The organism is Flagellatimonas centrodinii (assembly GCF_016918765.2).
Taxonomy (GTDB): domain Bacteria; phylum Pseudomonadota; class Gammaproteobacteria; order Nevskiales; family Nevskiaceae; genus Polycyclovorans; species Polycyclovorans centrodinii.
The window spans coordinates 1,814,483-1,833,922 of record NZ_CP092104.1 but is presented as its reverse complement, the minus strand read 5'-3'; the positions used below and the strand labels follow the sequence as shown (position 1 = coordinate 1,833,922).

The following is a 19,440-nucleotide window of genomic DNA, read 5'->3' as shown; positions in this document are numbered from 1 at the left end:
TCGCGATCAGCCGAGGGTGTCGATGGCCTTGAGCACGTCCGAACGGGAGATCTGCCCCACCAGCCGCTGATTGTGAACGACCGGATAGCGTTTGTAGGGCGACGTAAAGAACATCTGCGCCACCTCGAGGATGCTGGTGTCGGCCTCGACGGTGACCGGGCTGCGCGACATGAAGTCCTGGACCTTGCCGCCCATCTCGTCGTGGTAGGCCGCATTGAGCGCGACCTTCATGCAATCCTTCTCGGACAGGATGCCAATGATGTTACTGAGCTGGTCAACCACCGGCGCTCCGGATACGCCAGCGCGCACCAGTTTACGAATGGCCTCGAAAATCTCGGTTTCAGGCGCGAAAGTGACCAGCGATGCGGACATGAACTCCCGAACCGAAATATCTCGCAGCGAACGCGTCATCCCACTTCTCCCGATCTCCTGAGCCGCACCAGCGGTCAGGATTGTTGCCGAAGTTCCTCAAGCTTTTTCACGCGCTCTTCGCAGGGACTCTTACAGACCCCGCAGGCGTCTCCCCCAAGCCCGCCACAGCTGCCCTTCAGGGTTTTCCCGGCAACCAGCCAGCCGATCCCGAGTCCGAGCACGGCAAGACTGAAGACGAGGAAGGTGACGGCGAGTGTGGCGAGCATGTGGGTAGTTTAGCGCGACTGGGCGAGGACACCGTAGTCTGTATGGGGGGTGAGCCCCGTCGTTTTGCCGCGAATACATCTTGGCGCTGGCGCCCACGTTGTCGTAGCCAAGCCTGCAGGGATCACGACAATCTCATTCGGCCGGCACTGCCCTCGACCATGAGATCGCCGCGGGGCTACGCCCCTCGCGATGACAACCCCCTTTCCTGTCATTGCGAGCCCGCACAGCGGGCGTGGCAATCTCGTCCGGTGAGCACTGCCGTGAGCACGCGTTGGGTTGTGCCGCGAATACACCTTCGCGCTGGCCATCCTGGCGAACCGTCAGTGTGCTAATCCACTCCGGCCCGGACATCCATGTCCGGTCGTTCGCCCCACCTGCGAGCAGTGCTCGCTAAAACGGTGGGGCTCACCCTGGCGAACCCTCATCTCGCGAATCCACTCCGGCCCAGGCATCCCTGCCTGGCCGTTCGCCACTAAAAGGGTCCACTGGACCCTTTTAGTGGCTCACCCCCCAAAGTCATCGAGCATGATGTCTTTGCGTTCAACACCGAGGTCGAGCAGCATCTTGATGCAGGCCGCATTCATCATCGGCGGACCACACATGTAGTACTCGCAGTCTTCGGGCGCCTTGTGGTCTTTCAGGTAGTTCTCGTAGAGAACATTGTGAATGAATCCGGTGTAGCCGCTCCAGTTGTCCTCGGGCTTGGGCTCGGACAGGGCTACATGCCAGCTGAAGTTGTCGTTTTCCTTCGCGAGCATGTTGAAGTCGTCGACGTAGAACATCTCACGCAGCGAGCGGGCACCGTACCAGAAGGTGATCTTGCGGTTGGTCTTGATGCGCCGCAGCTGATCGAAGATGTGGCTACGCATCGGCGCCATGCCGGCACCGCCCCCGATAAAGACCATTTCTTTCTCGGTTTCGCGGGCAAAGAACTCACCGAACGGGCCGGAAATGGTGACCTTGTCACCGGGTTTTAGATTAAAGATGTAGCTCGACATCTTGCCGGCGGGCACATCCGGCTGACGCGGCGGCGGGCTCGCGATGCGGACGTTGAGCATGATGATGCCCGCCTCTTCCGGATAGTTCGCCATCGAGTAGGCGCGCTCGACCTTTTCGGTCACCTTGGAGGTGTACTGCCAGATATTGAACTTGTCCCACTCGTCGCGGAATCGATCTTCGACCTCGAAACTCTTGTAGCTGACTTCGTGCGCCGGGCACTCGATCTGGATGTAGCCGCCAGCACGGAAGTTGACCTTCTCACCCTCGGGCAGCTCCAGCACCAGCTCCTTGATGAAGGTGGCCACGTTGTGGTTCGAGCGAACCGTGCACTCCCACTTCTTCACCCCGAAAACATGTTCGGGAATGTAGATTTTCATGTCCTGCTTCACCGCCACCTGGCACGACAGGCGCTCACCCTCCTTGGCTTCCCGCTTGGTGATGTGGTTCAGCTCCGTCGGCAGGATGTCGCCGCCACCCGATTCGATCCGGACACGACATTGGGCACAGGAGCCGCCACCGCCGCAGGCAGATGGCACGAACAGCCCGCACTCGGCCAACGTCGTCAGCAGCTTGCCCCCGGTCGGCACCTCAAGCGTTCGCTCATCGTTGATAAGCAACTTGATATTGCCTTGTGGCACAAGCTTGTCACGGGCCACCAGAATGATGCCCACCAGCAGCACGATGATGCCAGTGAAGAAAGTGACGCCCAATCCGATTTCGAGAAACATGCCTTGAATCGTCCGTTATGACGTAATGTTTAGAGCTGGATGCCCGAGAACGCCATGAAGCCGAAGGCCAGCAGGCCCGCGCTGATGAAGGTAATGCCCAGGCCCTGAAGACCATCGGGCACGTCCGAATACTTGAGCTTTTCACGCACGCCGGCCAGCAGCACGATCGCCAGCGCCCAGCCGGCACCGCTGGAAAACCCATAAACCGCGGACTGTGCGAAGTCGTAATCTCGTTCAACCATGAACAACGACCCACCGAGAATCGCGCAGTTGACGGTAATCAGCGGCAGGAAGATGCCGAGCGCGTTGTAGAGCGCAGGCACGTACTTGTCCAGCGTCATTTCCAGGATCTGCACCAGTGCCGCGATCACACCGATGTAGCTGATCAGTCCAAGGAATGAGAGGTCGACATTGGGCAGTCCCGCCCAGGCCAGCGCCCCGTCCTTGAGCAGGTACTGGAAAATCAGGTTGTTGATCGGCACCGTCAGGGTCTGTACCGCGACCACGGCGACCCCGAGTCCGAATGCAGTCTCGATCTTCTTCGAGATCGCCAGGAAGGTACACATGCCCAGGAAGAACGAGAGCGCGAGGTTCTCGACGAAGATGGACTTGATTGCGAGGTTGACGAGTTCCATGGTCGTTCCGGATCAGAGCACTTCGGTGCGGTGGACCTGATGAATCTGGAACTCGCGCTTCTCCACCTGCGCGGGCTTCCAGGCACGGACCGCCCAGATAATCAGGCCAATGAGGAAAAATGCGCTTGGGGGAAGCAGCATCAGGCCATTGCCCTGATACCAGCCGCCCTCCGTGACCAGCGGCATCACCTCAAAACCGAAGACTTTCCCGGACCCGAAGAGTTCACGAAAAAAAGCCACGATCATCAAGATCGCACTGTAGCCCAGACCATTGCCGATTCCATCGAGGAGCGCGCGCCCTGGCGGGTTGCTCATGGCAAACGCTTCGGCGCGACCGAGCACGATGCAATTGGTAAGGATCAGGCCCACGAACACCGACAGCTGCTTGCTCATGTCATAGGCATAGGCCTTGAGCGCCTGGTCCACCAGGATCACCCCCACCGCCGCCACCACCATCTGCGCAATGATGCGAATGTTGGAAGGAATCACATTGCGGATCAGGCTGACGAAAAAGCAGGTGAAGGCGCAGACTGCCGTCAATCCAATGGACATAAACAGCGCCGGCTTCATCTGGCTGGTCACCGCCAGGGCCGAACAGATGCCCAGCACCTGCAGAATGATGGGGTTGTTGTCCGCGATCGGTTCGAGGATGAGCTTCTTGGCGTCAGACATGATCAGCTTCTCGTCGCATTTTCGAGGAAGGGCTTGTAACCGGCATCGGATAGCCAGAAACGAATCGTATTGGTCACACCGTTGGAGGTGAGCGTTGCTCCGGCAAGCGCATCAACCCCGAACTCGTTGTCGGCACTGGCGCCACCCTTGACCAGGGTAAACGCCACCTTGCCATCTTCTCCATAAATCTGTTTGCCATCCCACTGCGCAGTCCAGCGGGGATTCTCGATCTCGCCGCCCAGCCCCGGGGTTTCGGCTTGCTGGTAATACGAGATCGAAGACACCGTGTTGCCGTCGGCCTCAAGCGCCAGGAACGCATACATCGTCGACCACAGACCGTAGCCGTGAACCGGCAGTACATAGCGACTCACTGCGCCCTGATCGTCACGCACCAGATACACCAGCCCATAGCGCGATTGACTATTGATGCCGGCAATATCCTCGCTGTTGGACAACGGCTGCTGATATTTCGCGGGATCGAAGGAAGCCGGATCGATGTCTTCCGCCACCTCACCCGTGGCGAACTCGATGACCTGGGGCTCCACCCGCTCGGCAAACACTGCGCCGACATCGATACCGGGCTCATACAGGCCGGCCACCTTGAGAATGTTCACCTGCCGGTCGAGGGCCTGGTTTGCCTGCTGTCGAGGCTTCAGCACTACTGCGGCCGTCGACACCAGTACCGAGCCGACCAGACAGATGATCAGTGCGATGGCGAGGGTGTAGACCTTGCTGTCCTTGTTCAATGCCATGAAAACTCCGAATCCTGTCTGGCCTGGTGCTCAGGCGATTTGCGCAGCGGTGCGGCGCTGGCGGCGGGCGATGTTGCTGCGCATTACCCCGTAGTCGATCAGCGGGGCGACAATATTGGCGAACAGGATCGCCAACATGATCGTCTCCGGATACGCCGGGTTCACCACGCGGATCAGAATCGTGACCGCCCCGATCAAGGCGCCATAGATCCAGCGCCCTGCATCCGTCATTGTCGCCGACACCGGATCGGTCGCCATGAACATCATGCCGAAGGCGAAACCGCCAATGGTCAGGTGCCAATACCAAGGCATGGAGGACATCGGGTTACTGTCCGACCCCAACACGTTGAATACGACTGTCATGGCGATCATGCCGATGAGCACGCCGAAGACGATTCGATAACTCGCCACGCCAGTGATCATGAGAAAAGCGCCGCCGAGGAAGATCGCCGCCGCTGATACCTCACCAATACTGCCCTGCTCCATTCCGAGGAACGTTTGCATCCAGCTGATGCCGGCCTGCTCGACGCCGGCCATGCCCTCGAGCTTGGCGATCCCCAGGGTGGTCGCCGACGACCAGCCGTCGGCTGCGGTCCATACCGCATCGCCGGACATCTGCGCCGGGTAGGCAAAGTAGAGAAATGCCCGCCCCACGAGCGCCGGGTTGAGGAAGTTCTTGCCGGTGCCGCCAAAAATCTCCTTGCCGATCACCACCCCGAAGCTGACCCCCAACGCCACCTGCCACAGGGGCAGATCCGGCGGCAAAATCAGGGAGAACAGAATCGACGTGACAAAGAAGCCCTCGTTGACCTCGTGATTGCGAACGGCCGCAAACAGCACTTCCCAGAGCCCACCGACGATGAAGGTCGTCATATAAATGGGGACCCAGTACAGCAATCCATGGACGAAGTTCGCTACATAGTTGTCCGGGTCGTAGCCGAAGTAATGCAGCACGATGTGCCGCCAGTTTTCGACCTGCGCCTGGCCCAGGGCTTCCATCGCGCTGTTGGCCTGGAAGCCGACGTTCCAACAGCCGATGATCACAGCCGGGAATGTCGCCATCCAGACGTAAATCATCACCCGTTTGAGATCAATGGCGTCACGCACATGCGGTGCGCCGCGGGTGGTGTCGGATGGCGAGTAGAAGAAGGTGTCCACCATCTCGTAGACGGCGTAGAACTTCTCAAACTTGCCGCCCTTGGCGAAGAGCGGGTGAACCTGATCCAGGAAGTTCCGAATTCCAGCCATGTCACAACCTTTTCGATGTTGCCCGCCGCGGACGCCTGAACTTGACGTCATCGCCCCGGAGCATTGCTCAAAAACCCAGCCGGACCGTCGTTGGCCCGGCATGCTTGATTCCTGCTAGCCCTCGACCTCGATCTGTTCGAGGTTTTCGCGCAGGACCGGACCAAACTCGTACTTGCCGACGCAAACAAACGAGCACAGCGCGAGGTCTTCCTCGTCCAGTTCCAGCGCGCCCAGTTTTTGGGCCATCTCGGTGTCGCGGACCAGCAGATACCGCAGCAGCTGGGTGGGCAGAATGTCCAGCGGCATCACCGACTCGTAGTTGCCGATCGGAACCATGGCGCGCGGCGACCCGTTGACGTGCGTGGTGAAGCCGAATTTGCGCCGTGCGCGCTGCAAGGCCGAGAACAGCACATTGGTCTTGGAGTAACGGTCGACCCCCGGCCGGACCCAACCGAACATCTCGCGGGTGCGGCCTTCGGCGAGCACCGTGATCTGGGCGTGATAGGGGCCGAGATAGGCACTCCATGCGCGCGCGGTACGGCCGTTGAACACCGACCCCGACAGGGCACGAGCATCCACATTGTTGCGGATCTGTCCGACGATCAATTCTTCGACGTTGGCACCGACACGGGTGCGGATGAGACGAGGATGCTTGACCAGCGGCCCGGCCAGCGAAATGATCCGTTCGGTGGACAGTCGGCCGCTGGTAAAGAGGCGCCCGATGGCAATGACGTCCTGATAACCGAGATGCCAGACGGCACGCCCGGGCCCCACCGGCTTGAGAAAGTGAATATGGGTGCCGACATTACCGGCCGGATGCGGGCCGGAGAACTCTGCCACTCGTAAGCTCGGAAGGGTCGGAACCGCGATCTTCGCGCCGGGCGCCTGGCACAGAAACAGCTCACCGTCGACCAGCCGCGAGATCACGGTCAAACCGTGCTGGAAGGCCTCCCGTGACGACGCGATGATGGCCTCGGGGTCCGGTGCCAACGGATTGGTGTCGATCGCGGTGACAAAAATCGCTGCCGGCTCGGCATCCACTGCGGGCACCTTGCTGAACGGACGGCTGCGGAAGCAGGTCCACATCCCGGACTCGATCAGCTGGGCACGGACCGTTTCGGGCGCCAGCGAGGCCAGAGCCTCCGGCGCGTGATCGGCAAACTTGACCTCATCGTTGCCGTCAAGCTTGATGACCACCGACTGCAGCACCCGGCGAGCGCCCCGATTGATGGCGACCACGGTACCTGCGCCCGGGGAGGTGAAAATAACCCCCGGGTTTCGCTTGTCCTCGAACAGCGGATCACCGAGCCGAACCCGGTCGCCCTCCTCCACACGCATTGTCGGCTTGAGGCCAACATGGTCGCTGCCGACCACACCCACCGTTGTCACGGTCGGCGCGTTGTCGATGGAATCCTGATTCGGCTGGCCTGCAATCGGCAGGTTGAGCCCTTTTTTGATCGTGATGCGCGTGACGTCCACGTGCGGCTGCCAGTAGGGTTGCGGGAAACGGCGAGAGTTTACTGGATCACCTCGGGAGGGGCCAGCAAAGCGGGACAGCCGCCGCGTCCGGTGACCAGGGGAGATGTGATTATATATTGTAAAATATACAAATTCATTGATGTTTGTTAACGATTCCGGACACGCTCCCGCTGCATCCGCGCCGTCACCGTCAGCGCCTCTGCCTCGTCCATTCGTGCAATGTGGAACACCGCATCACCTTCATGCACCAGCGGCAGCACGGTGCGGCCGATGACCACCCCGGCCACCGGCGCCGTCACCGGTTGCGGGTCGCCACCCATGGGATCACCGATCATGCCCAGCGGCATCCCTTTGCGAACGGCAGCCCCCAGCGCGACCGGCTCACGCAGCACGCCACTACGAACCGCGCGCACCCAGCTGGAGCTGACGGCGACGGCCGGCGTCGGTGGCGCCCGGCCGCGCGTCGGCACCATACCAAGCGCCGCCATGACATTCCGGACCCCCTGGACACCGATACGGATGGCGGTTTCGTCGAAGCGCAGCGCTTCCGATGCCTCGTACAGCAGCACCGGGATGCCGCGTCGGGTGGTGAAGGCGCGCAGCGTGCCGGGGGTTGGCTCCGAATCCAGCAGCAGCGGCGCCCCGAATGCATGGGCGAGACGCAGGGTCTCGGGCTGCGACAGATCGGCCCGAATCTGCGGCAAGTTGGGTCGATGCTGGGCCCCGGTATGCAGGTCGATCCCGCAGTGACTTCGGGCGACCACCTCGCCGAGAAATTGATGTGCGACCCGGGCCGCCAATGACCCATTGGCGCTGCCGGGGAAGCTGCGGTTGAGATCGCGACCGTCCGGCAAGTACCGTGACTGTCGCAGGAACGCCAGCATGTTGACCACCGGCAAGGCCAGCAACGTGCCCCGCAACCGTTCGGGTGCAATCTGCTGAACAACGCGCCGCACGATCTCCATACCCATGATCTCGTCGCCATGGAGCGCGGCACTGACAAACATCACCGGTCCTTCATGCCGTCCGTGCAGCACCGTCACCGGCAAGGTCACCGGCTCACCGGCGTACTGCCCCACCACCGGCAACCCGATGGTGACCTGGGTGCCTGCCGCGACCGGTTGACCGGCCAGCTCGAACGACTTGCGCATGTCTACCCTCCCTGGTCCCGCTGACGTCCGGACATCACTTCAGTCTCAAGGTGGGTAATGATGTGCGAGGCAATGTCGACCCCGGTCGCACTCTCGATCCCCTCCAGTCCGGGCGAGGCATTCACCTCCATCACCGCCGGCCCCTGCTTCGCCCGCAGGATGTCGACGCCGGCCACCTGCAAGCCCATGATGCGCGATGCCCTGATGGCGGTACGACGCTCCTCGGCGGTGATCTTCACCGCCACCGCGCTGCCGCCGCGATGGAGATTCGACCGGAACTCGCCCGGCCGCGCCGTACGCTGCATGGCCGCAACCACCTGATTGCCGACGACGAAACAGCGGATGTCGCTGCCCTCGGCTTCCTTGACGAAAGCCTGGGCCAGAAAGTAGGCATCCAGCCCCCGAAAGGCGTCGATCACCGATGCCGCAGCCTCGTTGGTTTCCGCCAACACCATGCCCTGCCCCTGCGTCCCCTCCACCAGCTTGATCACCATCGGCGCATTGCCGACCAGGCGGATCAGGTCGGCGGTATCGTCGGGTGAATGGGCAAAGCCGGTGGTGGGCAGCCCGATGCCTCGACGCGCCAGCAATTGCAGCGCTCGCAGCTTGTCGCGTGCGCGCGTGATCGCCACGCTGCCATTCACGCAATAGACCCCCATCATCTCGAACTGGCGCACCACCGCCGTTCCATAGAATGTGACGCTGGCGCCGATCCGCGGCACCACGGCATCGAATGCCTTGAGCCGCTTGCCGCGGAAGTGAATCTCCGGCTTCAGCGGCTCGATATTCATGTAGCACCGCAAGACGTCGATCACCTGTGGCGCGTGGCCGCGCGCCCGGGCGGCCTCGACCAGTCGACGGGTGGAATACAGGCGGCGATTGCGGGACAGGATGGCGATTTTCATGGGGATTCCGGGGCGTCACGCCTATACTGACGGCAAACGCGCCGTTTGGAGAGCCCCCATGCGTGATCATTACGAAAGCTTCGATGCCTTCTACCCGGACTACCTCGCCGAGCATGCCAACCGCACCAACCGGCGGCTGCACTTCGTCGGCACCAGCCTGGCCGTGCTGCTGGTGGTCAGCGCCGTACTGACCGGGCAGTGGTGGCTGATCCTGCTCGCGTTCGTGCAGGGCTACACCTGGGCCTGGGTGGGCCACTTCTTCTTCGAGCACAACAAGCCCGCCACCTTCCGCTATCCGTGGAAGAGCTATCTCGGCGACTGGCGCATGTGGTGGGAAACCCTCACCGGCAAGATTGTGTTCTAGCCGAGACCGGGCCGGGCTGACTGAAGATGAACCACCAGACCTATGACGTCATTGTGATTGGGGGCGGGCACGCGGGCACCGAAGCGGCGCTGGCGCCCGCCCGCATGGGCTGCCGCACACTGCTGCTCACCCAGAACATCGACACCCTGGGCCAGATGAGCTGCAATCCGGCGATTGGCGGCATCGGCAAGGGCCACCTGGTCAAGGAAATCGACGCCCTGGGCGGGGCCATGGCCTGGGCCGCCGACCAGGCCGGCATCCAGTTCCGCACCCTCAATGCGTCCAAGGGGCCCGCCGTCCGCGCCACCCGCGCCCAGGCGGACCGGGTGCGCTACAAAGCCGCCATCCGCGCCCGGCTGGAACACCAGCCCAACCTGGACCTGTTCCAGCAGGAGGTGGCAGACCTCATCGTCGAGGGCGGTCGGGTGCAGGGCGTGGTGACACGGGTCGGCCTGCGTTTCTTTGCGCCCACCGTGGTGCTGACCACCGGCACCTTTCTCGGCGGCAAGATCCATGTCGGCATGGACAACCACGCCGGTGGCCGCGCCGGCGATGCCCCCAGCCTGGCCCTGGCCGCGCGGCTACGGGAACTGATGCCCCGCGTCGGCCGTCTCAAGACCGGCACACCGCCGCGGCTGGATGGCCGCAGCATTGACTGGACCCGGCTCACGCCCCAGCCCGGCGACGCACCGCGGCCGGTGTTCTCGTTCCTCGGCGATGCCCGCCAGCACCCGCGGCAGGTGCCCTGCCACATCACCTACACCAATCCTCGCACCCACGACATCATCCGCAGCGGTTTCGACCGCTCGCCGATGTTCACCGGCGCGATCGAAGGTAGCGGTCCGCGCTATTGCCCCAGTGTCGAGGACAAGGTCAACCGCTTCGCCGACAAGGACCGTCACCAGATCTTTCTAGAGCCCGAAGGCCTGGACACGCCGGAGATCTACCCCAACGGCATCTCCACCAGCCTGCCCTATGACATCCAGGTGGCCTTCGTGAACAGCATCGAAGGCCTGGAGCGCGCGCGCATCGTGCGGCCCGGCTATGCCATCGAATACGACTACTTCGACCCCCGCGACCTGCACCTGCGACTGGAAACCCTTGCGCTGGACGGCCTGTTCTTCGCCGGCCAGATCAATGGCACCACCGGCTACGAAGAGGCGGCCGCGCAAGGCATGCTGGCCGGCATCAATGCTGCACTGAAGGTCCGCGGTGACGCCCCCTGGGTGCCCGGTCGGCACGAGGCCTACCTCGGTGTGCTGGTGGACGACCTCACCCGCCGTGGCACCACCGAGCCTTACCGCATGTTCACTTCACGCGCCGAGCACCGCCTGCTGCTGCGCGAGGACAATGCCGACCGCCGGCTGACCCCGACCGGGCGACGACTCGGGCTGGTCGACGACACCCGCTGGCAGGCCTTCGACACCAAGCAGGCTGCCATCGCGCGGACCGCAGCCACGCTGCGCGAGACCCGGGTGCGGGACGGCGAGCACCGCATACCGGTGCTGGACCTGCTGCGACGTCCGGAGCACGACTATGCCGGCCTGGTGCAGGCCGGCCTGGCACCCGCCGTGGCGCCGGCAGTCGCCGAGCAGGTGGAAATCGACACCAAGTACGCCGGCTACATCGACCGCCAGCAGGCGGAGATCGACCGCAACCGTCGCAATGAGGACATGGCGCTGCCCGTGGACCTCGACTACGGCGCCATCAGCGGTCTGTCCAACGAGGTCCGTGCCAAGCTGGCCGATCACCGCCCCGGTACCCTCGGCCAGGCGGCGCGGATTCCCGGCGTCACCCCGGCCGCGGTGTCGCTGCTGCTGATTCACCTGCGCAAGCGGGCCGCCGCCCGTCCGGTCCTGCAGACGGGCTAGTTTGCAGCGAGGCGCGCCAGCAGTGCGTCGCCCCCGGCGGCCAGCAGGCGTTGCGCCAGGGTCCGGCCGAGATCGGCGGCATCACAGACCGCCCCTTCGATCTGGTCGCGCACCTGGGCCCCGTCGGGGGCACCGATCAGGCCGTCGAGACGAATGCGATCAGCCCGCAGGGTGGCATGCCCGGCCACCGGCACCTGACAACTGCCCCCCAGTTCAGCGTTGAAGGCCCGCTCGGCGGCCAGTCGGGCGGTGCTGTGCGGATCGGCCAGCGCCGCAAGGTAGCGCAGGGTGGCGTCATCGCCCTGGCGGCATTCGATGCCGACCACGCCCTGCCCCACGGCGGGCACGAAGGTGTCAACCGGCAGCGCCTGACGGATACGGTCGCCAAGCCCCAAGCGGATCAGGCCGGCGCAGGCCAGCAGGATGGCGTCGTACTGGCCGTCATCGAGCTTGCGCAAGCGGGTGCCGACATTGCCCCGCAGCACCTCGATCCGCAGGTCCGGCCGCAGATGCCGCAACTGGGTCTGCCGCCGCAGGCTGGACGTGCCGACACAGGCCCCCTCGGGCAGGTCGTCAAGCCTCGCATACCGGTTGGAAACAAAGGCGTCGCGCGGGTCCTCGCCCGCCAGGAAGACCGCCAGCCGCAGGCCCTCGGGCTGCTCGGCCGGCACATCCTTCATCGAGTGCACGGCGAGATCGGCCCGCCGGTCCAGCAGCGCCTTCTCCAGCTCCTTGACGAACAGCCCCTTGCCGCCGACCGCTGACAGCGCGCCTTCCAGGCGCTGGTCACCGGTGGTGGTCATCGGCAGCAGGGTCACTTCAAGATCGCGATGGGCCGCGCGCAGCCGCGCCTGGACATGTTCAGCCTGCCACACGGCGAGGGGCGACTCGCGGGTGGCGATACGAAGGGTGGCGGTGCTCATGCGCGAAGTATCGCGGCTACCGGGGGATTTGTCCGCCCCCGCCGCGCCACAACGGCGTCAGTGCGCGTCGGTGAGAAACCGTCGGACTTCGGCCAGCCGTCGCCGCGACACCGGCAGCGGCTGCTGCGCATGCTTGAGCTTCAGCCAGTGGTGCTGCTCGCCCTGCTTCTCGCGTTCAAGCCCGGCGATGAAACGGGTCGCCACCAGCGCCTTGCGGTGAATCCGCAGGAACCACGGCGCGAAGTCTTCCTCCAGCGTCTTCAGCGATTCCTCGATCAGCACTTCGCCATGAAGGTGAAACACCGTGGTGTACTTCTGGTCGGCAAGAAAATAGACGATGTCTTCGGCCGGGATCCGCAGCAGGCCGTCACGGGTGGTCGCCAGCACGAACTCCCGCTTCGGTCGCCCCGGGTCGCCCGCCGCCGCGGCGGCGGGCGGACGATTCGCGCGGGTGGGCTTGCGCACCCGCAACAAGGCCTCCTTCAGCTTCTCGGCCCGAATCGGTTTCAGCAGATAGGCCTGGGCGTTGGCATCGAAGGCGGACAATGCATGCTCGGAGTAGGCCGTGGTGAAGATCACTGCCGGTGGCAGGTCCATGTCCTGCATGCTGCGCGCCACCTGCAGGCCGTCCATCCCGCCCATGCGAATGTCGAGCAGCACCAGGTCGGGCTCTTCGTCATCGATCACGTCGAGCGCGGTCTCACCATCGCCGGCCTCGCCGACCACCTCGTAGCCGGGAAAATCAGCCAACAGCCGCCGCAGGCGATCTCGGGCCAGCGGTTCATCATCGACAATCACGACTCTCACAAGCGATTCCCCTAACTCAACTCATTATTTTTCGGCGTGGCCGGTAGCACCAAGCGTACACAGAATACCGGTCCGTCGAGGCGAGGGTCTTTCCCCATCTCCAGGCGGGCGGTATCACCGTAAATCAGGTTCAGACGCTGAGCAATATTGTCGACCGCAATATGGTTGCCGGTGCGCCCCACCTGCGTCTCGCTGACATCAGCGTCGGGAATGGGGTTTTCGACATCGATCATCAACCGATCATTGACCTCCCGGATCACCACCCGAATCGTGCCCTCGCCGCGCAGCCGTGACACCCCATGATGCACCGCATTTTCGATCAACGGCTGGATCACCAGCATCGGCAACGGCCAGTCCCGCAAGGACTCGGGCACATCCCAGGTGACATGCAGCTTCTCGCTGAGACGTAGCTGCTCGATCCGCAGGTAAGCCCGGCACAGATCAAGCTCTTCATGCAGCACCCCCAACTGGCCACGCTTTTCCAGGCTGGCGCGAAACAGGTCGGACAGGTCCTCGACCATGCGTTCGGCATCGTTGGGTCGGGCATGGATCAGTTCGGCCACGCTGTTCAGCGAGTTGAACAGGAAGTGCGGCTTGATCCGGGCGTTGAGGGCCTGGTAGCGCGCCTCGCCCTCGGCGTGCACATTCTGCTGCCACTGGTGGCGGGCCCAGAAGTAACGCAGCACCCCCAGCACCACGATGGCCGCGATGGTGCCGTGACGGGCGATGAACTCCAACCGCGACTCTGCCGGCAGCGACTCCACCCAGCGCCGTTCAGTCACCACCAGATATCCGAGGTCGGACAGAAACAGCACCAACAGCACCAGCATGCCCCAGCAGACAAAGAACACCACGCCCGGCCGCGCCACCCGCAACCAGCGTCGCGCCCAGCACAGCAGGCCGGAGGAAATCAGGCCGATCCACTGCAGGTAGATGGTCAACATCATCAGGCGGGCGATGGCGTCATCGCCACGGGCATCACCGGCCAGGGTGAGCACGATCGCCACCAACTGCAACACGAAAGCCTGGGTCAGCAGGGCGCTGGCCCGGCAGAAATCGGGAATCAGGTCGAGGCTGGCAACCGATTCGGGGGTAATCCGCTTCATGAGGGCGTCCGCAGCATGGTCACCATTGTGCGTCATGACCGGCCCGGGGGAAATGACGCTGCCGCCTATAATGGCGGCTTCACCAGACGGGATCTTTGACGATGAGCAGCGGCAAACTCTGGGGCGGGCGGTTCCAGGAATCCACCAGCGCCCTGGTTGAACGGTTCTCGGAATCGGTCAGCTTTGATGCCCGGCTCTATCGCCAGGACATCCGTGGGTCCATCGCCCATGCCCGCATGCTCGGTCGCGTCGGCGTGCTGAAGGCGGCCGATGTCACCGCCATCGTCGACGGTCTGACGGCCATCGAGGCCGACATCGACGCCGGCCGGTTCGAGTGGAAGCCCGAGCTTGAAGACGTTCACATGAATATCGAGGCACGGCTCACCGAACGCATCGGCGACGCCGGCAAACGCCTACATACCGGGCGCAGCCGCAACGACCAGGTGGCGACCGATATCCGCCTCTACGTGCGCGACGTCATCGACGAGCTGCTACCGCTGATGGACCGCCTTGCAGGGCATCTGCTGGATCTCGCCGAGCGCGAGGCCGACACCCTCATGCCCGGCTTCACCCATCTGCAGATCGCACAGCCGGTCACCTTCGGTCACCACATGCTGGCCTGGCGTGAACAACTGTTGCGTGACCGCAGTCGGCTGGCCGACGGCCGCGCCCGCATGAACCAACTACCACTCGGCGCCGCCGCGCTGGCCGGCACCGTCTACCCCATCGATCGCGAATGGGTGGCGGCCGAGCTGGGCTTTGACGGCGTGACCGAGAACTCGCTGGATACGGTCAGTGATCGTGACTTCGCCATTGAATTCTGCGCCACCGCAGCGCTTTGCCTGGTCCACCTGTCGCGCTGGAGCGAGGAACTGATCCTCTGGTCGACACCGATGTTCGGCTTCGTCGACTTGCCGGACCGCTTCTGTACCGGAAGTTCGATCATGCCGCAGAAGAAAAACCCGGACGTGCCGGAACTGGTGCGTGGCAAGACCGGCCGCGTGGTCGGCAACCTCAATGCCCTGCTGGTGCTGATGAAGGGTCAGCCGCTGGCGTACAACCGCGACAATCAGGAAGACAAGGAGCCGCTGTTCGACAGCATCGACACCCTCAGCCTGTGCCTGCAGGTCTATGCCGAGATGGTGCCGCACATCCGCGTCAACACCGCACGCTGTCGCGAGGCCGCCGCCCGTGGCTTCTCCACCGCCACCGACCTTGCCGACTACCTGGTGAAGAAGGGGCTGCCGTTTCGCGACGCCCACCATGTCGTCGGCAGCGCGGTGGCCCACGCCACTGCGGCCGGCTGCGATCTCGCCGAACTGGAGCTGACCACGCTACAGGGGTTCTCGCCGCTGATCGCTGACGATGTATTCGCGGTGATCACGCTGGAGGGTTCGGTCAACGCCCGCAACCACATCGGCGGGACTGCACCGGCACAGGTCCGTGCCGCCATCGCCCGTGCCCGAAAGGGGCCCTCCCGGCCCGCTTGATGGCCCCCGTCGGGGCCACGACACCTCCCGTCGGCCCAAGCCACCTGCCGGCCTTCCGGGTGGGGATACTCCTGACACCTCAACGGGGTGGAGGGCAACATGCGTGCAGGTGCGGGCCAGCAGCGGGGACAGCGACAACAGCGCGGGGCGGCGGCGGTGTTCGCCGGCATCACGCTGGTCGCGATGCTCGCCTCGATCATGCTCGGCATCGAACTGGCACGCCTCTACAGCGTCAAGCGCGCCCTGCAGGGCGCTGCGTCACTGGCCGCGCTGGATGCGGCACGGGTGGTGGGGGGCTGCAGCGAGGAGGTCGGCGACGCCCCCGGCCTCACCAATGAAGTCCGCAACAGTCTGCTGCGCAATGGCTTCAATGCCGACGCCCTACTGGAAGGCGGCAGCGAGATCCTGTTCGGCCAGGAACGCTCGGTCGATGGCATTCGCAGCCTCGACACCTCGGTGCCCTTCGACGAAGCCACCTCGGTCGGCATCCGCCTGGCCCAACCGTTTCCCGACCCGATGTTTCCCCTGTTGTCTGGCGGCGACACGCCCCCGGTCATGCGGTCCACCGCCTACGCCAGTCAATCTGTCATCGGCCAGGTCAGCGTCGGCACCTCGCTGCTGACGCTGAATGCCGCCGATCCGGGTCTGGTCAACGGCCTGCTCGGCGGACTGCTGGGGTCCAGCGTCAACCTCAGCGTGCTGGCCTACCAGGGGCTCGCCAACGCTTCGGTCGATCTGCTGCAACTGGCCCAGCTGCAACTCGGGGTCATCAAGCCGGACGACTTGCTGGAACTGACGCTGGACCTGCCGGATGCGCTACGGCTGATCGAGGACGCGGTGGCGACGGTCGGCGATGTCGACCCGGTGGTGCTCAGCGCCCTGGCGGAACTGGCCTCAGCCGCCGACGTCAGCAACCGGTCGGTACGGCTGGGCGACGTGCTGGCCCTGGAGCCGGGGCTGGAGTCGGCCGCCGTCCAGCTGCAGGTGAACCTGTTCGATCTGGTGATGGCCCTGACGCAGGGCGCGGCGCAGGGCACGGTGCTCACCCTGCCGGTCTCGGTCAACATCCCCGGCCTGCTGAGCCTGGCCATACAGCTGTCGATCCTCGAACCGCCGCAGATCGCCATCGGCCGCCCCGGCTACTACAGCGACGGCACGCCGCGCACCCAGGCCCGCTCCGCCCAACTGCGACTGCGCCTGCGCCTGGGGCTGCTCAATGTCTTCGGCGGCGGCGGCGTGGTCAGCCTGCCGTTGATTGTCGAAGGGGCAGCCGCCACCGCCACGCTCACCGAAGTCCGGTGTGCCAACCGCAACCGGCCCGAACATGAGACCACGGTGGTCGCCGAAACCGCCCTGGCGCGCATTGCCGTCGGCGATGTGGCCGATCTCAGCAACCCGGCGGCCGCTATCGTCAAGCCACCGCCGCTGATCGATCTGCTGCTGCTGTCCATCGAGGTGGACCAGCCGATCATCGTGGAACTGGCGGAAACCGCGCCGCAGACGCTGGATTTCGAGGGCCCCTTTGTCCCCAAGGCCGACAGCCCCGCACCGGATCACGCCGTCCACATCGGCGCCAGCACCAACACCCTGCTGAGCGGGGCCGTGGCTGACCTCGCCGATGGTCTGGCGGCCCATCTCACCTTCGGTCGCCTGCTGGGCGGCGTCCTCAATGCACTTGGCCTGAATGCCTTGCTGGGCCTGGTCCTCGATCTGCTGGCACCGGTTCTGGTGCTGGTCGATGTCCTGCTCACCAGCCTGCTCGACCTGCTGGGCTTGAGCCTCGGCAATGCCGACATCCAGATGCAGACGCTGGAGGCTGGCGCACCCTATATCTTTGCCAAGGACGGCTGAGTCACACTGCATCCCGATCGGCGGGTTCGCCGTATGATCGGCATGACCTACGCGCGCCTGCTCTTGATGTTGATCGGCCTGTGGCCGGCAACCGGAATGCCGCAACCGGACATCGACTGGCGCCCCTGGTCAGAGAGCAGTTTCGCCCTGGCCGCGCAAGCGCAGCGCCCGGTGTTCCTGTACCTGGAAGCCACCTGGTGCCATTGGTGCCACGTGATGCAGGCGGAGACCCTGGCGGATCCCGAGGTGCGGGCGCAGTTGGCACAGCACTTCGTCAGTATCCGTGTCGACCATGATGCCAACCCGCTGCTGGCCAACCGCTTCCGGGACTGGGGTTGGCCTGCGCTGATATTCCTGGCGGCCGATGGCACCGAGCTGGTCAAGCGAGCCGGCTACCAGTCACCCGAAGCGTTCGGCCGACTGCTTCGGGCCATTCAACAAGACCCGACCCCGGAGCCCACGACAACCGCCGCCACGCCGTCGGATACTGCCGGGCCCTCGCGCTTGCCAGACGCCGTTCGCAAGGCGCTGACAGTGGCCCATATGGCCCACCATGATGAACGCCGCGGCGGCCTGCGCCTGCCTCAGAAATTTCTCGACCGCGCCAGCGTGGAGCTGGACCTGCTGTGGGCCCTGGACGGCGATGCGGCGGCCCGAAGCCGGGCCCAACGCACCCTCACGGCCGGCACAGGCCTGATCGATCCGGTCTGGGGCGGCGCCTACCAATACTCGACCGGTGGTCGCTGGGACCGGTTGCATTACGAAAAGCTGATGCGGACGCAGGCCCGGGTCTTACGCCTCTATGCACTGGCCTGCCGGCAGTGGCGTCGTCCGGGGGACTGCCGCGCCGCCAAGGCCGTGCAGGACTACCTGCTTGGCTTCCTCCGTGGACCAGACGGCGCGTTCTACGTCAGTCAGGATGCCGATCTGGTGCGCGGCGAGAAGGCCGACGGTTATTTCGCGCTGGACGATGCCGGCCGTCGCCCGCTCGGTATCCCCCGCATCGACACGCATCGCTATGCCGATGCCAATGGCCAGGCCATCGAAGCACTGGCGGAATACCACATGACCACCGGGGCCGCCGCAGCGCTGTCCGCAGCGCGCACCGCCGCCGAGTGGACACTGGCGAACCGGGGTCGCGACGATGGCGGCTTTGATCACGGCGAAAGCCGGGGCGACGGCCGCTATCTCAATGACACCCTCGCGATGGGACAGGCCTTGCTGGCGCTACACACCGCCACCGGCGAGCGCCGTTGGTTGCCACTGGCAGTGGCGGCTGCCGACGCCCTGATCCACGATTTTCGCGACCCCGCTGGCGGATTCCTCACGGCTACAGCCGGTGACGGGCCGGTGGCTCCGGTTGCCACCGTTTCCGAGAACGTGGACGCCGCGCTGTTCCTGAACCGGCTGGCAAATTACAGCGGTATGCCTCGCTTTCGCGCGGCGGGGGTGCATGCGCTGCGCCTGCTCACTCGCGAGGATGTCCGCACCCGTCGTTTCGAAGAAGCGGCGATGCTCCTGGTGGACGAAGCCCTGCGGCGCGAACCCCTGCACCTGGTGGTGGTGGGCCCCAAGGGCGATCCGACCGCTGCAGCACTGTATGCAGAGGCGCTGCGCACCCCGGGCAGCCTGCGCCGCATCGAGTGGTGGGACGCTACCGAGGGGCGTCTACCCCATCACGACGTCGAGTACCCGCAACTGTCGCGTCCAGCGGGTTTTTTCTGCACCGCGCAACGATGCTCCGCGCCCAGCTTCGATGTTGCCACCTACGGCACGCGTATCGCCGCCCTGACAGCCCTCCCTCCGCACTGACCCGCTTG

At 64.4% G+C, this 19,440-nt stretch carries 18 protein-coding genes; 5 read left to right on the top strand and 13 right to left on the bottom strand.

Features of this window, described 5'->3' with window-relative positions:
• Positions 1 to 6: 6 nt before the first annotated feature.
• The 10 genes from JN531_RS08605 to rimK form a co-directional block, all read right to left on the bottom strand.
• Positions 7 to 411 (bottom strand): CBS domain-containing protein, encoded by a 405-nt coding sequence (locus tag JN531_RS08605; protein WP_228348459.1) that lies wholly within the window; start codon positions 409 to 411, stop codon positions 7 to 9.
• Between the two features lie 35 nt (positions 412 to 446).
• Positions 447 to 638 carry a (Na+)-NQR maturation NqrM gene (gene nqrM / locus JN531_RS08600; RefSeq protein WP_228348458.1) on the bottom strand — a complete coding sequence of 64 codons (192 nt, stop codon included), beginning with the start codon at positions 636 to 638 and terminating at the stop codon, positions 447 to 449.
• Positions 639 to 1,142: 504 nt separating this feature from the next.
• Complete coding sequence (gene nqrF, locus JN531_RS08595) at positions 1,143 to 2,366, bottom strand: NADH:ubiquinone reductase (Na(+)-transporting) subunit F (protein ID WP_228348457.1); 1,224 nt, start codon at positions 2,364 to 2,366, stop codon at positions 1,143 to 1,145.
• Positions 2,367 to 2,395: 29 nt separating this feature from the next.
• A complete protein-coding gene (gene nqrE, locus JN531_RS08590; protein ID WP_228348456.1) occupies positions 2,396 to 3,001 on the bottom strand; it encodes an NADH:ubiquinone reductase (Na(+)-transporting) subunit E in 606 nt (201 codons plus the stop codon).
• Between the two features lie 12 nt (positions 3,002 to 3,013).
• A complete protein-coding gene (locus JN531_RS08585) occupies positions 3,014 to 3,673 on the bottom strand; it encodes an NADH:ubiquinone reductase (Na(+)-transporting) subunit D (RefSeq protein ID WP_228348455.1) in 660 nt (219 codons plus the stop codon).
• Between the two features lie 2 nt (positions 3,674 to 3,675).
• Positions 3,676 to 4,425, bottom strand: coding sequence for a Na(+)-translocating NADH-quinone reductase subunit C (locus JN531_RS08580; protein ID WP_228348454.1), 750 nt, complete (start codon positions 4,423 to 4,425; stop codon positions 3,676 to 3,678).
• 30 nt (positions 4,426 to 4,455) lie between these two features.
• On the bottom strand, positions 4,456 to 5,673 hold the full coding sequence (locus JN531_RS08575) for an NADH:ubiquinone reductase (Na(+)-transporting) subunit B (RefSeq protein WP_239795282.1): 1,218 nt from the start codon (positions 5,671 to 5,673) through the stop codon (positions 4,456 to 4,458).
• Between the two features lie 114 nt (positions 5,674 to 5,787).
• On the bottom strand, positions 5,788 to 7,152 hold the full coding sequence (locus tag JN531_RS08570; protein WP_228348452.1) for a Na(+)-translocating NADH-quinone reductase subunit A: 1,365 nt from the start codon (positions 7,150 to 7,152) through the stop codon (positions 5,788 to 5,790).
• A gap of 146 nt (positions 7,153 to 7,298) precedes the next feature.
• The gene (locus JN531_RS08565) at positions 7,299 to 8,303 is read right to left on the bottom strand and encodes a succinylglutamate desuccinylase/aspartoacylase family protein (protein ID WP_228348451.1); all 1,005 of its coding nucleotides are present in this window, start codon (positions 8,301 to 8,303) and stop codon (positions 7,299 to 7,301) included.
• 2 nt (positions 8,304 to 8,305) lie between these two features.
• Positions 8,306 to 9,208, bottom strand: coding sequence for a 30S ribosomal protein S6--L-glutamate ligase (rimK, locus tag JN531_RS08560; protein WP_228348450.1), 903 nt, complete (start codon positions 9,206 to 9,208; stop codon positions 8,306 to 8,308).
• Positions 9,209 to 9,266: 58 nt separating this feature from the next.
• On the opposite strand from rimK, the gene JN531_RS08555 reads away from it, so the two are divergent.
• Both JN531_RS08555 and mnmG read left to right on the top strand, forming a co-directional pair.
• Complete coding sequence (locus JN531_RS08555; protein WP_228348449.1) at positions 9,267 to 9,572, top strand: Mpo1-like protein; 306 nt, start codon at positions 9,267 to 9,269, stop codon at positions 9,570 to 9,572.
• A gap of 26 nt (positions 9,573 to 9,598) precedes the next feature.
• Positions 9,599 to 11,443, top strand: coding sequence for a tRNA uridine-5-carboxymethylaminomethyl(34) synthesis enzyme MnmG (gene mnmG / locus JN531_RS08550; protein WP_228348448.1), 1,845 nt, complete (start codon positions 9,599 to 9,601; stop codon positions 11,441 to 11,443).
• Here mnmG and hemC read toward each other — a convergent pair.
• From hemC to JN531_RS08535, 3 genes are read right to left on the bottom strand one after another with little or no spacing between them, the layout of a single operon-like run.
• On the bottom strand, positions 11,440 to 12,366 hold the full coding sequence (gene hemC, locus JN531_RS08545) for a hydroxymethylbilane synthase (RefSeq protein WP_228348447.1): 927 nt from the start codon (positions 12,364 to 12,366) through the stop codon (positions 11,440 to 11,442). The genes mnmG and hemC overlap by 4 nt on opposite strands.
• 57 nt (positions 12,367 to 12,423) lie before the next feature.
• Positions 12,424 to 13,173, bottom strand: a complete 750-nt coding sequence (locus tag JN531_RS08540; RefSeq protein ID WP_228348446.1) for a LytR/AlgR family response regulator transcription factor — start codon at positions 13,171 to 13,173, stop codon at positions 12,424 to 12,426.
• Positions 13,174 to 13,184: 11 nt separating this feature from the next.
• Positions 13,185 to 14,279 (bottom strand): sensor histidine kinase, encoded by a 1,095-nt coding sequence (locus JN531_RS08535; protein WP_228348445.1) that lies wholly within the window; start codon positions 14,277 to 14,279, stop codon positions 13,185 to 13,187.
• Between the two features lie 101 nt (positions 14,280 to 14,380).
• Here JN531_RS08535 and argH point away from each other — a divergent pair, with 101 nt between their 5' ends.
• The 3 genes from argH (at position 14,381) to JN531_RS08520 (ending at position 19,432) form a co-directional block, all read left to right on the top strand.
• Entirely contained in the window at positions 14,381 to 15,769 is a 1,389-nt protein-coding gene (argH, locus tag JN531_RS08530; RefSeq protein WP_228348444.1) for an argininosuccinate lyase, read from the top strand.
• A gap of 99 nt (positions 15,770 to 15,868) precedes the next feature.
• Positions 15,869 to 17,620, top strand: a complete 1,752-nt coding sequence (locus JN531_RS08525; protein ID WP_228348443.1) for a Tad domain-containing protein — start codon at positions 15,869 to 15,871, stop codon at positions 17,618 to 17,620.
• Between the two features lie 42 nt (positions 17,621 to 17,662).
• Positions 17,663 to 19,432: a DUF255 domain-containing protein gene (locus JN531_RS08520; protein WP_228348442.1), complete on the top strand. Its 1,770-nt coding sequence runs from the start codon at positions 17,663 to 17,665 to the stop codon at positions 19,430 to 19,432.
• The last annotated feature ends 8 nt before the right edge of the window (positions 19,433 to 19,440 follow it).